This is a genomic window from Streptomyces sp. NRRL F-6492 (assembly GCF_001280125.1).
In the GTDB taxonomy this organism is placed as follows: domain Bacteria; phylum Actinomycetota; class Actinomycetes; order Streptomycetales; family Streptomycetaceae; genus Streptomyces.
Genome location: NZ_LGEG01000220.1, coordinates 23,016 through 36,725 on the forward strand (window position 1 = coordinate 23,016; position 13,710 = coordinate 36,725).

At 75.3% G+C, this 13,710-nt stretch carries 11 protein-coding genes; 2 read left to right on the plus strand and 9 right to left on the minus strand.

Annotated elements, in window-relative coordinates:
- Positions 1–565: 565 nt before the first annotated feature.
- The 9 genes from ADL08_RS19415 to ADL08_RS19455 form a co-directional block, all read right to left on the minus strand.
- A complete protein-coding gene (locus ADL08_RS19415; RefSeq protein WP_053644640.1) occupies positions 566–3,127 on the minus strand; it encodes a polynucleotide kinase-phosphatase in 2,562 nt (853 codons plus the stop codon).
- Positions 3,124–4,608: a 3' terminal RNA ribose 2'-O-methyltransferase Hen1 gene (locus ADL08_RS19420; protein ID WP_053644642.1), complete on the minus strand. Its 1,485-nt coding sequence runs from the start codon at positions 4,606–4,608 to the stop codon at positions 3,124–3,126. Before ADL08_RS19420 ends, ADL08_RS19415 begins: the two co-directional genes overlap by 4 nt.
- Positions 4,609–4,686: 78 nt before the next feature.
- A complete protein-coding gene (gene mmuM / locus ADL08_RS19425) occupies positions 4,687–5,718 on the minus strand; it encodes a homocysteine S-methyltransferase (RefSeq protein ID WP_078968414.1) in 1,032 nt (343 codons plus the stop codon).
- 17 nt (positions 5,719–5,735) lie between these two features.
- The gene (locus ADL08_RS19430) at positions 5,736–6,659 is read right to left on the minus strand and encodes an LLM class F420-dependent oxidoreductase (RefSeq protein ID WP_053644644.1); all 924 of its coding nucleotides are present in this window, start codon (positions 6,657–6,659) and stop codon (positions 5,736–5,738) included.
- A gap of 192 nt (positions 6,660–6,851) precedes the next feature.
- The gene (locus ADL08_RS19435; RefSeq protein WP_053644698.1) at positions 6,852–7,343 is read right to left on the minus strand and encodes a DUF6099 family protein; all 492 of its coding nucleotides are present in this window, start codon (positions 7,341–7,343) and stop codon (positions 6,852–6,854) included.
- 191 nt (positions 7,344–7,534) lie between these two features.
- Positions 7,535–7,915 (minus strand): nucleotide pyrophosphohydrolase, encoded by a 381-nt coding sequence (locus ADL08_RS19440; protein WP_053644647.1) that lies wholly within the window; start codon positions 7,913–7,915, stop codon positions 7,535–7,537.
- A gap of 11 nt (positions 7,916–7,926) precedes the next feature.
- Positions 7,927–9,414: an ATP-binding protein gene (locus ADL08_RS19445; protein WP_420709647.1), complete on the minus strand. Its 1,488-nt coding sequence runs from the start codon at positions 9,412–9,414 to the stop codon at positions 7,927–7,929.
- A 55-nt stretch (positions 9,415–9,469) separates the two neighbouring features.
- Complete coding sequence (locus ADL08_RS19450; protein WP_053644649.1) at positions 9,470–9,901, minus strand: cell division protein SepF; 432 nt, start codon at positions 9,899–9,901, stop codon at positions 9,470–9,472.
- Between the two features lie 145 nt (positions 9,902–10,046).
- Positions 10,047–11,276 (minus strand): PLP-dependent aminotransferase family protein, encoded by a 1,230-nt coding sequence (locus ADL08_RS19455; protein WP_199837040.1) that lies wholly within the window; start codon positions 11,274–11,276, stop codon positions 10,047–10,049.
- A 505-nt stretch (positions 11,277–11,781) separates the two neighbouring features.
- On the opposite strand from ADL08_RS19455, the gene fabI reads away from it, so the two are divergent.
- Both fabI and ADL08_RS39015 read left to right on the plus strand, forming a co-directional pair.
- The gene (gene fabI / locus ADL08_RS19460; RefSeq protein WP_078968415.1) at positions 11,782–12,696 is read left to right on the plus strand and encodes an enoyl-ACP reductase FabI; all 915 of its coding nucleotides are present in this window, start codon (positions 11,782–11,784) and stop codon (positions 12,694–12,696) included.
- 19 nt (positions 12,697–12,715) lie between these two features.
- On the plus strand, positions 12,716–13,705 hold the full coding sequence (locus ADL08_RS39015) for an AMP-binding enzyme (protein ID WP_324610453.1): 990 nt from the start codon (positions 12,716–12,718) through the stop codon (positions 13,703–13,705).
- The last annotated feature ends 5 nt before the right edge of the window (positions 13,706–13,710 follow it).

Below are 13,710 nucleotides of genomic sequence, written 5' to 3' on the forward strand. Positions count from 1 at the left end.
GCCGTACGCGGGGCTCTCACCCGGGCGGAGCGCGCGGCGGCGCGGTGCGTACGGCTCCTTCCTCCGGTCCGGGGCGTTGGGCCGTCCCCCCGCGACGGCCCAACACCGGTCCGTGGCCCTCCGGCCGTGTCCGGGTCCCGGGGCCGTCGGCGCCGTGGGGCCGTCAGCGCCGTGGGGCCGTCGATGCCGTGGGGCCGTCGATGCCGTGGTCGTGCGCGTCTCGGACCGGCCGCCTTCCGCGACCGGCGCTCGCGCGTGCCCGTTCCCGCCTCGTGCCCCGGGCACGGCGACGCCGCCGACGTCCCGTCACGTGACGGGGTGAAGAACGCTAGGGGGTGCGGAAGAAACGCGTCAACGAGCACGAGGGGCGCAGGGGAGCGCCACTCAGAACGCCTCTGCGCCCCCGCCGGAACGTTCCGGCGGGGGCGCGGGAGGACGGCGGCCGGCGGGGACGGAAGGCTCCCGACCGGCGGGGACGCGGGGCTGCGACCGCCGGGAGCGCGGGGCCCGGCCGGTGGGAGCGCGAGGCCCCGACCGGCCGCAGCGCGGGGCCCCGGCCCCCGGGTCAGAGCCTCGGGTCGACCGGCTCCGACTCCAGGGCGAGGACCGCGAAGACGGCCTCGTGGACCCGCCAGAGCGGTTCGCCGTCCGCGAGCCGGTCGAGCGCCTCCAGGCCGAGCGCGTACTCGCGCAGGGCGAGGGAGCGCTTGTGGCCGAGGAAGCGCTGCCGCAGCCGCTCCAGGTTCTCCGGACGGGTGTACTCGGGGCCGTAGATGATCCGCAGGTACTCCCGGCCCCGGACCTTCACGCCCGGCTGGACGAGCCGCCCCTTGGCGTCGCGGACGAGCGCCGCCAGCGGCTTGACGACCATGCCCTCGCCGCCGACGCCGGTCAGCTCCAGCCACCAGTCGGTGCCCGCGCGGACCGAGGCCTCGTCGCCCGTGTCGACGACGAGCCGGCGGGTGACCTGGAGCAGCCCGGTGGGGTCGTGCTCCACGAGCCGGTCGAGCCACGCGAGCTGCTCGTCGTGCGGCACGGCCGCGAGCGAGCGCCCGCGCGCCCCCAGGAGCTGGAAGGGCGCGAACCGCACGCCCTCCAGGCCCTCGGTCGGCCAGCAGTACCTGCGGTAGGCCGCCGTGAAGGCCGCCGCGTCCACCACCCGCTCCCGCTGCCGGTCGAGCAGCCCGTCGAGCCCCTCGACGCCGCGCGCCGACGCCCGTCGCAGGGCGTCGACCGCGCCGGGCAGCACGGCGCCCGAGGCGGCGCCGACCGCCGCGTACTGCGCGCGGAGCAGACCGGCCGACTTGAGCGACCACGGCATCAGCTCGCCGTCGAGCAGCAGCCAGTCCGTGTCCAGCTCCTCCCAGAGCCCGGCGGCGCCGATCGCGGTCCGCAGCCGTCCGAGGACCTCCTCGGTGACGGCGGGGTCGTCGAAGAAGGGGCGTCCGGTACGGGTGTGCAGGGCGCCCGTCACCCCGTCGGCGCCGAAGCGCTCGCGGGCCGCGCCGGCGTCCCGGCAGACCAGGGCCACGGCCCGGGAGCCCATGTGCTTCTCCTCGCACACGACCCGCTCGACGCCGTCGGCCCGGTAGTGGGCGAAGGCCTCGGCCGGGTGCTCCAGGTAGCCCTCCTCCTTCGAGGTGGCGGTCGGCGCCATCGTCGGCGGCAGGTAGGCGAGCAGGCACGGGTCGACCGCGAACCGGCTCATGACCTCCAGGGCCGCCGCCGCGTTCTCCTCGCGCACCGCGACGTTGCCGTGGTGCCGGGTCTCGACGGTCCGCCGCCCGTGCACGTCGGCCAGGTCCAGGGGCCGTCCCTGGTGCCCGCCGGGCGCGTCGGTCGCGAGCGGCCGGGCCGGCTCGTACCAGACCCGCTCGGCCGCTACGTCGACGAGTTCGCGCTCCGGCCAGCGCAGCGCGGTCATCTTCCCGCCGAAGACGGCCCCGGTGTCGAGGCAGATGGTGTTGTTGATCCAGGAGGTGTTCGGCACGGGGGTGTGCCCGTAGACGACGGTGGCCCGTCCCCGGTACTCCTCCGCCCACGGGTAGCGCACGGGCAGCCCGAACTCGTCGGTCTCGCCGGTGGTGTCCCCGTACAGCGCGTGCGAGCGCACCCGGCCGGAGGTGCGGCCGTGGTACTTCTCCGGCAGTCCGGCGTGGCAGACGACGAGGTCGCCGCCGTCGAGGACGTAGTGGCTGACGAGTCCGTCGACGAACTTCTCCACCTCGGCCCGGAATTCCTCGCTCTCGCCCTCCAACTGCTCGATGGTCTCGGCGAGTCCGTGGGTCCGCTGGACCTTGCGGCCCTTCAGCCAGCGGCCGAGCTTGTTCTCGTGGTTGCCGGGGACGCACAGGGCGTCGCCGGAGGCGACCATGGACATCACGCGGCGCAGGACGCCCGGGGAGTCGGGTCCCCGGTCGACGAGGTCGCCGACGAAGACCGCCGTGCGCCCCTCGGGGTGGTGTCCGTCGACGTAGCCGAGCTTGCCGAGCAGGGTCTCCAGCTCGGAGCTGCACCCGTGGACGTCACCGACGACGTCGAAGGGGCCGGTGAGGTGGCGCAGGTCGTTGAAGCGGCGCTCCAGGACGATCTCGGCGGCCTCGACCTCCTCGACGGAGCGCAGCACGTGGACCTTGCGGAAGCCCTCGCGCTCCAGGCCGCGCAGCGAGCGCCGGAGCTCGCGGCGGTGGCGCTGGATGACGTGCGCGGGCATGTCGGCCCGGTCGGGGCGGGCCGCGTTCCGTTCGCGGCACACCTGCTCGGGCAGGTCGAGGACGATCGCGATCGGCAGCACGTCGTACGTCCTGGCGAGCTGCACGAGCTGCCGCCGGGCGTCCTGCTGCACGTTGGTGGCGTCGACGACGGTGAGCCGCCCGGCGGCCAGGCGCTTGCCGGCGACGTAGTGGAGGACGTCGAAGGCGTCCCGGCTGGCGGACTGGTCGTTCTCGTCGTCGGCGACGAGCCCCCGGCAGAAGTCGGAGGAGAGGACCTCGGTCGGCTTGAAGTGGCGCCGGGCGAAGGTGGACTTGCCGGAGCCGGTGGCGCCGACGAGCACGACGAGGGAGAGGTCGGTGACGGGCAGGGTCCGGCGCCCGGTGGTGGTCGTGGTGTCCGTGGTGGCGGTCATGCCCGTCCCTCCTTCTCGTTCTTCTCGGTGGTCGTGTCCGTGTCGGCGCGGGTGAGGACGGCCATCTGGGTGGGCGGTCCGACCTCGGGGTCGTCGGGGCCGACGGGGGTGAACCCGACCTCGTATCCGTACTCCCCCGCCACCCGGGCCGCCCAGGCCCGGAACTCCTCGCGGGTCCACTCGAAGCGGTGGTCGCTGTGCCGGACGTGTCCGGCGGGCAGGGTCTCCCAGCGCACGTTGTACTCGACGTTCGGCGTGGTCACGAGGACCGTGCGGGGCCGGGCCGAGCCGAACACCGCGTACTCCAGGGCCGGCAGCCTCGGCAGGTCCAGGTGCTCGATCACCTCGCTGAGCACGGCCGCGTCGTAGCCGGACAGCCGCTTGTCGGTGTACGCGAGGGAGCCCTGCACCAGTCTGACGCGGGCGGCCTGCCGCTCCCCCATGCGGTCGAGCCGCAGCCGGCGCGCGGCGACGGTCAGGGCCCGGACGGACACGTCGACGCCCACGACCTCGGTGAAGCGCGGGTCCTTGAGCAGGGCCTGCACCAACTGGCCCTGTCCGCAGCCCAGGTCGAGCACGCGCGCCGCCCCGGCCTCCGCCAGCGCGGCCAGGATCGCGTCCCGCCGCTGCTGGGCGAGCGGCACCGGGCGTTCCTCGGTGTCGGTCGTCTCGTCGACGGCGTTGTCGACGTCCTCGACGTCCAGTCCCTCGGACTCGGCGAGCCGGACCAGTTCGAGCCGCTCCGTCGCCTCCTGGGCCAGGCCCCGGCGGCGGGACAGGTAGCGGGCCGTGATCAGCTTCCACTCGGGGTGCCCGGCGAGCCAGCCGTCACCGGCGCGCAGCAGCTTGTCGACCTCGTCGGGCGCGACCCAGTAGTGCTTGGCGTCGTCGAGGACGGGCAGCAGGACGTACAGGTGGTTGAGGGCGTCCGCGAGCCGCAGCTCGCCCTCCAGGACGAGGCGCACGTACCGCGAGTCGCCCCACTCGGGGAACTCGGCGTCCAGCGCGACCGGCTCGGCCTCCACCGTGGACCAGCCCAGCGGGCCGAACAGCGCGCGCACCAGCTCGGCGCCGCCCCGGGCGGGGAGCGCGGGGACCTCGACCCGCAGCGGCAGCGGCGCGGCGGCCCGCTCGGGCATCGCCTTGCAGTCGCCGTGCAGGGCGGACTTGAAGACCTTGGCGAGCGCGACGGCGAGCAGCGAGGACGCCGCGTAGGGCCGGTCGTTCACGTACTGCGCGAGCGCGGAGTCCGGGGCGCCGCCCCGGCCCTTGCCCTTGCCGCGGCGCACCAGCGCCACGGGGTCCACCTCCAGGAGGAGCGCCGCCGTGCACCGCTCGGCGCTCGCCTCGGGGTAGAGGACGTGCGCGGTGCCGTGCGAGGTCGAGAACGACTGCGCCCGCTCGGGATGCTTGTGCAGCAGGAAGCCGAGGTCGGTCGCGGGTCGCTCCGGGTTGCCGGTCGTACTGATCGTCAGGAACACGTCTTCGAGTATGGTGCGGCCCTTCCCGGTCCCACCAGGCATTTTCCGCGCGGCCCGGACGCGCGGGGACCTCCGGACTCAGCCGGCGCCGCCCATGCCGTCGGTGCCGTCCATGCCGTCAGTGCCGTCAGTGCCGTCAGTGCCGTCTGCGTCTGCGTCTGCGTCTGCGTCTGCGTCTGCGTCTGCGTCTGCGTCTGCGTCTGCGTCTGCGTCTGCCAGGGTCTCGGCGAGGGCGGTGATCGTGGACGGGCCGACCCGGCAGCAGCCGCCGACGAGCCGGGCCCCCGAGCGGACCCAGGCGGTGGCCCGCTCCGGGTCGAAGGCGGCGCCGCCGCGCCAGCCCCGCGCGCGGGCGTCCCAGCGCTCCCCGCTGTTGGGGTAGACCACGGCCGGCTTCCCGGTCACGGCGACGGCCGTCTCCACGGCGGGCCCGGCGTCGGCCGGGTCGCAGCAGTTGACCCCGACCGCCACCACCCGGTCGTTCCCGGCGGCGACCGCGAACGCCTCCGCCAGGTCCTGCCCGGCCCGGGTCCGTCCGCCCTCGACCGTGTACGACAGCCACACGGGCACCCCGCACCCCTCGGCCGCCCTCAGCAGCGCCTCCGCCTCCTCCGCGTCCGGGACCGTCTCCAGGGCCAGGACGTCGGGCCCGGCCGCCGCGAACACCTCGATCCTGGGCCGGTGGAACGCTTCGAGCTCCCGCACGGAGAGCCCGTACCGCCCCCGGTACTCGCTGCCGTCCGCCAGCATCGCGCCGTACGGCCCGACCGACGCGGCCACCCAGACCTCCTCCTCCGTGCTCCCCGCCGCCGACCGCGCGAGCTCCACGCTCCGGGCGAGCAGCCGGGCCGCCTCCGCCCGGCCCACGCCCCGCCGGGCGAAGCCCTCGAAGGTGGCCTGGTAGCCGGAGGTGATGAGCACCCGCGCCCCGGCCCGTACGTACGCCGTGTGCGCCTCCTCGATCCGCTCGGGGCCGTCGGCGAGGAGCCGCGCGGACCAGAGCGGGTCCGAGAGGTCGCAGCCCTGCGCCTCCAGCTGGTTGGAGAGTCCGCCGTCGAGGACGAGGACCTCCGCCCGGAGGGCGTCGGCGAGCGTACGGACCGGTCTCATCGGCTCGCTCCTCCCGCTCAGGCCAGCTGGGACTGGACCTGGGCGGAGATCAGCTCCAGGTGGTCCAGGTCGTCCAGGTCCAGGACCTGGAGGTAGACCCGGGAGGAGCCGATGGCCGCGTACCGGCCGAGCTTGTCGACGACCTCGGCGGGCGAACCGGCCAGGCCGTTCGCCTTGAGCTCGTCCACGTCCCGCCCGATGGCGGCGGCCCGGCGGGCCACCTCGGCGTCGTCCCGGCCGACGCAGACGACCAGCGCGTTGGAGTACACCAGGTCGTCGGCCGGCCGGCCGATCGCCTCGGCGGCGGCCCGCACCCGCCCGAACTGCTTCTCGCTGTCCTCCAGAGAGGCGAACGGGATGTTGAACTCGTCCGCGTACCGCGCGGCGAGCCGCGGCGTGCGGGTCGCGCCGTGTCCGCCGATCAGCACCGGGATCCTGTCCTGGAGGGGCTTGGGCAGCGCCGGGGAGTCGGTGAGCCGGTAGAACTCCCCCTCGTGGGTGAACGTCTTGCCGACCTCGGTCTCCCACAGGCCGGTGACGATCGCCAGCTGCTCTTCGAGGCGGCCGAACTTCTCCTTCGGGAAGGGGATGCCGTAGGCCTTGTGCTCCTCCTCGAACCAGCCGGCGCCCAGGCCCAGTTCGACCCGGCCGCCGGACATCCGGTCGACCTGGGCGACCTGAATGGCGAGGACGCCCGGGAGCCGGAAGGTGCCGGCCGTCATCAGCGTGCCCAGACGGATCCTCTTCGTCTCCCGGGCCAAGCCGGCCAGGGTGATCCAGGCGTCCGTCGGGCCGGGCAGGCCGTCGGCGGACCCCATGCGGAGATAGTGGTCGGAGCGGAAGAAGGCGTCGAACCCGAGCTCCTCGGTGGCGCGGGCCACGGTGAGGAGGGTGTCGTAGTCGGCCCCCTGCTGGGGTTCGGTGAAGATGCGAAGATCCATGTCTCCATCCTGCACCGTCGGACGCGGGCCAACCTCCCGGCCGGTGCCCGAGCCACCCGCCCCGGCCATGTCACCCGAGAGGCGCGCGCCCGGCACTCCGGCGGGTGGGCGTCCGGCGGCCCCGGCAGGCCGTGCCCTCCCTCCGCCGGCGCCACCCGAAGAGACCGGGCGGACCGGTCGGGTCGGGGGGCGTCAGCACGACGGCTCCCTGCGCGGGGCCCCGCGGTCCCGGGCGGGGTCGGGAGGGCGGGCCCGCTCGCCGTCGCGGACGGCGAGGCGCCGTAACATCCCGCGCACCCGGTCGCTCGACTCGTCGGTGGCGTCGATCGCCTCTATGCACTGCCAGTAGAGGCCCTCCTCGTCGGTGGCGCAGGCCACTCCCACCAGCGCGATCCCCACCTCCCCGAGCAGCTCCCCCAGCGCGGTCAGCGTCCGGTGGGGGTCCGCGATCTCGGTCAGCCGGGCCGCTCGGGGCCCGGCCGCGCCCCACACCGCCGGATACTCCCCGATCTCGCCCAGCCCCCGCGCCTCGCCGCGCAGCTCCTGCGGCCCGCAGACCGCGAGACGGCTCCCTGTCGCCTGCGCGAGGGCCTGGGCCTGCCAGGCCTCCGCCACGATGTCCTGCGCCGTCCCGCTCTCCGCCAGCGCGTGCCGGCCGAGCGCGATCAATCGCTCCGCTTCCATCAACACCGCCCCCGTTCCCACGACTTACCACCCACTGAGTCATTACCCAGAGTGAGGCGACCTGAGCCCGAACACCAGAGGAATTCGGAAATCTGTGGACAGGAAGCCTGGCGGGGAGAAGTCGATCACTCCGAAGAGTGACGATCTTCGTTCACGGGGTCTTTCTCACCGCTTCCTCAGCTCCTTTCCCCTCACCCCCCTCCCTCCTCGCTCTCTCCGCTTTCTCCGCCCCGCCGCCTGGCGGGGAACCGGAGCTCGTTGCGGTCGATCTTGGCCGCGAGCGCCGCCAGTGGGTCGATCCCGAGCACCTCGCAGAACTGGAGGAGGTAGGCGAGCACGTCCGCCACCTCGTCGGCGACCCGGTGGGCCGACTCCGGGTCCTCCATCACCCGCTCGGCCTGCTCGGGGGTCGACCACTGGAAGATCTCCAGGAGTTCGGCCGCCTCCACGCTGAGGGCCGCCGCCAGGTTCTTGGGCGTGTGGTACGGCTGCCAGTCGCGGGCGGCCGCGAACGCGACCAGTCTGCGCCGGAGCTCCGCCACGCCGTCGTCCGCCACGCCCCGGTCCTTCATGTCTTCGTCCGTCACGCGCTCAGGTCTACCACCGTCACCCCGGGCGTCCGGCGCGCTTCCGCCGCCGTCCGGTCGCCCACCGTGCCCGCCAGCCGGATGTGCCCGTCCCCGGCGATGTCCACGGCGAGGCGGAGCAGTTCGCCCGCCTGGCGCCCGTCGAGGCCCCGGTCGAGGCCGTCGGCGAGCAGCGTCAGGCTCTGCATGGCGTCGGGCACCTCCGCGACGCGGTCCATCTCCAGGACCCCGGGGCCGGTGAGCAGGGTGAGCGCGAGCGCCAGATAGCGCAGTTCGCCGTCGCCGAGGCGGCCGAGCGGGGTCTCGGGCCGGCCGCCCCGTTCGAGGACCGCCCGGACGGTTCCCTCCGGGAGTTCCCGCACCCCGAGTCCCGTGACGGTCCCCGCGCAGCCCGCTCCCGCCACGGTCGCGAGGCGGTGGTGGCGGCGCGGGCAGTCCGTGTGGGTGCGGTGCAGGACCTCGGCGAGGTTCCGGCAGTCGCGCCGCAGCCGCCCCTCGCCCGGCGGCACGGGGGCCCGCATCCGCTCGGGCCGGGGGTCGCAGGCGAAGGCGGACCGCAGCCCGACGACCACCTGTTCGGCGGCGGCCAGGACCTCCAGCTGTCCGGGCGTCTTGCCGGCGACCCGCAGCGGCAGCAGGGCCGTGCCGAGGAGGCCGTCGGGGAGCGGGGCCCTGGTCACGGGGGTGGCGCCCGCCGTGTGCCACTCGGCCTGGACGGTGCTGCGGCCGGGGTCGCGCAGGGCGGTGGCGAGCAGGACGCGGCCCCGGGCGGTGAGCCGTTCGCCGACGATGCGGAGCCGGGGCTCGGCCTGGACGGCGAGGTCGAGGTGGACGGGCCCCCGCGGTCCGTCGACGGTGCACCCGATGCGGAATCCGCGCCTGCCCTGGGCGTCGGGCCGGGCGCGCTCGGGGACGAGGTCGGCAGCGTCCGGGAACACCTCGTCGAGCGGGTCGCCCGCGCAGAGCCGGGCCAGCGCCTCGTACGCCCGCAGGGTGGTGGTCTTGCCGCTGCCGCTGGGGCCGGCGAAGAGGGTCACGGGTCCGAGCGCGTGCGTGGCGGAGCGGTGGCCGGCGAACGCGGAGAGGCGCAGCTCGGTGACGGCGGGCCGGGCGTCGGGCCGGTTGCCGGACGGGGTGTCGGACCGGGCGCCGGACGGGGTCCCGGGCCGTCCCTCCCGGGCCTCCGGCACGACCGGGCCCCGTGCCCCGGGGACGGAGGCACGGGGCCGGGAGGTGCGCGGAAGGGAGACGCCCGCCCCGGAAACGGAAGTGGAAGCGGAGACCGAAGCCGAAGTGGAGACGGGCGCGGCGGAGGTACGGGCCTCCGGGACGCGCGGCCCGGCCGGGGGGACGGCGCCGGAGGAGGGGGTGGCGCCGGAAACGGGGACGGCGCCGGGCAGGGGAACGGGGTCGGAAGCGGAAGCGGGGTCGGAGGGGCGGTTCTTCGACGTGAGGGCGAGCGCGGAGCCGCCGGTGAGGTCCATGTCCGGACCGTACGCAGCCCTTTCGCTGACGAACCGTTACGTCGTGAGGACCTTCCTACGATCGGGGGACGCCGGCGGTCCGGCCGCCCACGGCCTCCTCCTCGTCCGCGCCCTCCGCGCCCTCGACCTCCGTGCCCGCCGGGGCGAGGAGGAAGACGTTCCGGTCGACGCGGTGCATCCCGCTGCCGAGCCCGAAGACGACGCCGCTGCTGAAGTCGAGGATCCGCTTGGCGACCTCGGTGTCGGCGCCGGTCAGATCGAGGAGCACCGGGATCTGGGCGATGAGGTACTCGGCGACCTCGCGGGCGTCGGCGAAGACCTGCACGCGGAGCACGACCATGCGGCGCTGCTCGGCGGATTCGTACTGCTCGGGGACCGTGCGGTGGTCGACCCTGGACGGCCATTCGTCACGGCCGCGCAGGGGCACGACCTGCGCGAGGCCCTCCCACTGCTCGTCGGTGACGTCGTACCTCTCGTACCTACTCATGGGTCCATCCTCCCGCTCCTCACCCGTTCGGCCCAACAACGACACGACGTGATGACGGCGTGGCGGCCCGCCGGGCCGGAAGCTCACCCGGTCGGCCCAGTCCCGGCCCCCGCCCCCGTACCCGTCCTCCCCGTCCTCATTCCCGTCATCGGGCGAAGCTCTTGGCGAGCCTGCGGAGGCCTTCCCCGATCTCGTCGGCCGAGTGCGTCGTGAACGAAAGGCGCAGGGCGCCCGGGTCCGGCTCGCCGCAGAAGAACGGCGCCCCCGGCACGTACGCCACCTCGTGGCCGACGGCGGTCGTCAGGAGCGCCGTGGCGTCGTACCCCTCGGGCAGGGTCGCCCAGACGAACATGCCGCCCTCCGGCCTGTTCCACCGGCTGCCCTCGGGCAGCGCGGCCGGCAGGCCTTCGAGCATCGCGTCCCTGCGCTCCCGGTAGGCGGCGCGGATCACCGCCACGTGCGCGTCGAGGTCGCTGTCGCGCAGGTAGCGCGCGGCCGCGGCCTGGTCGACGGTCGAGGTGTGCAGGTCGGCGGCCTGCTTGGCGATGACGCAGGAGCGGCGCAGCCCGGCGGGGGCGCGCAGGTAGCCGAGCCGCAGTCCGGGGGCCATCACCTTGGAGAAGGAGCCGAGCAGGACGGTGCGGTCGGCCGCCTCGGGGGCGGCGGCGATCCAGGGGACGCGCTCGCCGTCGTAGCGCAGTTCGCCGTACGGGTCGTCCTCGACGATCCAGAAGCCGTGGCGGGCCGCGGCCTCGGCGACGGCGGTGCGGCGCCCGGCCGGCAGGGTGCGGCCGGTGGGGTTCTGGAAGGTGGGGACGAGGTAGAGCAGGGTCGGCTTCTCGCGGGCCGCGATCTCCTCCAGGGCGGCCGGGACGACGCCCTGGTCGTCGGTGGGCACGGGGACGACGCGGGCGCCGGCGAAGCCGAAGGTCTGGAGGGCGGCGAGGTAGCAGGGGTCCTCGACGAGGACCACGGCGCCGGGGTCGACGAGGGCGGTGGTGAGCAGGGTGAGGGCCTGCTGCGAGCCGGTGGTGACGAGCAGGTCGTCGGCGTCCGTGGGCAGTCCGCGCTCGGTGAGCCGGCCGGCGACGGCGGTGCGCAGCTCCGGGTCGCCCTCGGTCGTGGAGTACTGGAGCGCTTGCCCCGGGTTCTCCGCGAAGACCCGGTCGTACGCGGCCCGCATCCCGGCGACGTCGAACAGCTCGGGGGCGGGCAGGCCGCCGGCGAAGGAGATCACCTCGGGCCGCGCCGTGAGCGCCAGGATCTCGCGTACCGGCGACGCGCCGACGCCGGCCAGCCGGGAGGCGGGGGCCGGCACGGGCGCGGAGGGGGTGGCGGATCCTGCGTTCTCGGGCGTGGCGGCGGCGGAGAGCATGGCGTCAGCATATAGAGGTTCAAGACGGTGTCCAGATCGTGCGTTTCCCTTTCTCCACGGCCGAGTTGACGCGCTTCGGGGCCGTTTCCCGAGGGGGTCGACCGGACCGTTCCGGCCACACTGCGGGCCGTGGGAATCAGGCCGCGCGGGCCGTGCGCGGAGGATTTCCCTCCCCCTCTCCTTTCCGCTGGTCGCCCCGGAGGGAGGGAACGCGGCGATCTCCTCCGGCGCTGTCCGACGCGCCGCGGTCCGTCCCCGGTCCCTTGCTTCCGTCGGGGCGACCGCCTTCGGGAAACCGGCCATTCCGGTCCGGGACCCCGTTGATGGGCGACCGCGTCGTGGGTACCGTTCCCCCGCTCCACGACCGCGGTGTCCGCGTCGTCCGCGTCGTCCGCGGCCTCCCGGCCGGAGCCGAACGAGCGATGCGACGCGTCGGATCCTCCGCCTCGTCCGGTTCCGGCGTACACGACGCGGCCCTGGTCCCGGCCGTGGAAGGACGGTCCCGATGCGCGCCTCCCGCGACTCCCACCACGTCCCCGACCTGCTCGGCCTGTCGGGGCGCCGCTATCTGGTGACCGGGGTCCTCAACGACGACTCGATCGCCTGGCACACCGCCCGCGCGCTCCAGGAGGCGGGCGCGGAGGTCCTGTTGACGGGCTTCGGGCGCACCCGGCGGATCACGGAGGCGGCGGCCTCGGGCCTTCCGTACCCGGCCGACGTCCTCGAACTCGACGTGACGCGCCCCGAGGACCTGGGCGGCCTCACGGAGGAGCTGGAGCGGCGCTGGGGCGCGGTGGACGGCGTGCTGCACGCGATCGCCGCCGCGCCCGGGTCCGCCCTCGGCGGCAACTTCCTCACGACCTCCGTCGAGGACGCGACGCTCGCCCTGCGCACGGCGGCGTTCTCGCTGCACTCGCTGACCACCGCGCTCGCCCCGCTGCTGCGGGAGGGCGGGGGCGGCGGCCCGGCCCGGGGCAGTGTGGTCGGGCTCGACTTCGACGCGTCGGGGGCGTGGCCGGGGTACGACTGGACGGGGGTCGGCAAGGCCGCGCTCGGCGCGGTCTGCCGCTACCTCGCTCTCTACCTCGGGCACTCCGGCATCCGCGTCAACCTGGTGGCGGCCGGGCCGGTGGAGACGGTGGCCGGGCGGGCGGTCGGCACCTTCGACCGGATCGCGGACCGCTGGGAGCAGGAGGCGCCGCTCGGCTGGAACCGCGCCGACCCGGCCCGGCTCGTCGGCCCCGTCCTGTTCCTGCTGTCGGACCTGGCGGCGGCCGTCACCGGCGAGACCGTGCACGCCGACGGCGGGATGCACGCCGTCCGCATGGGCGCCCGGGCCGTCGGCGAGCCCCCGGGGCCCCGGCCCGTACCGGCGCCGGAGGTCAGCCCCGTACCGTCCCGCCGACCGCCGCGCCCCTGAGCGCCCGGGAGGAGCGCCCGTGACCGCGGCGATCGTCGGCACCGGTTCCGCGCTGCCCGAACGGACCGTGCCCAACAGCCACTTCGAGGCGATCGGGTCCTCCGACGTGTGGATCGTGAAGCGGACCGGCATCCGGGAGCGCCGCTTCCTGCCCGAGGACGGGCACCTGGCCGACCTCGCCCTGGCCACCGCGCGGCAGGCGCTCGCCGGGTCGGGGCGCACGGCGGCCGACGTGGGGCACGTCGTCGTCGCGACCACGACCCCCGACCGGACCACGCCCGGCCTGGCCGTGGAGGTGGCCGCCCGGCTCGGCGCGGACCAAGCGGCCGCGTTCGACCCGCACGCGGCCTGCGCCGGGTTCGTGTACGGCCTGGACCACGCCGTCGCCCTGATCGAGTCCGGCCGGGCCGGGACCGTCCTGGTCTGCGGCGCGGAGGCGCTGACCCGGATCACCGACCACGAGGACCGGTCGACGGCGGTGCCGCTCGGCGACGGGACGGGGCGGTGCTCCTGGCGGACGTGGACACGGGTTCCGCGCCCGCGCCGGCGTTCCGGCTCGGTTCGGACGGGAACCTGGTCCCGCTGCTCCACGCCCACCGGACCGCCGCACTGCTCCGCTCGCGCGGGGTGCGGCCGGCGACTTCCGGGGGGGGTGGACCGGCTGGAGGACGTGGTGATCAGGGGCGGGTTCAACGTCTACCCGAGGGAGGTGGAGGAGGTCCCGCACCTCCACCCGGACGTGGCGGAGGCGGCGGTCCTCGGGGTCCCGCACCCGGTGCACGGCCAGGAGGTCGCGGCCGCCGTGGTCCTGCGCCCCGGCCGGCGCGTCTCCCCCGCCGAGCTGCGGGCCCACGTGCGGGAGCGGGTCGCCCCCCACAAGCATCCGCGCCGGATCTGGCTCGCCGACCGCCTGCCGGAGGGGCCGACGGGCGAGGTCCTCAAGCGCTCGATCGTCCCGCCGGGCGGGGAGCCCGGCCGCTCCGCGGCCCCGTCCTCCCCACCGGCGTAGGGGAG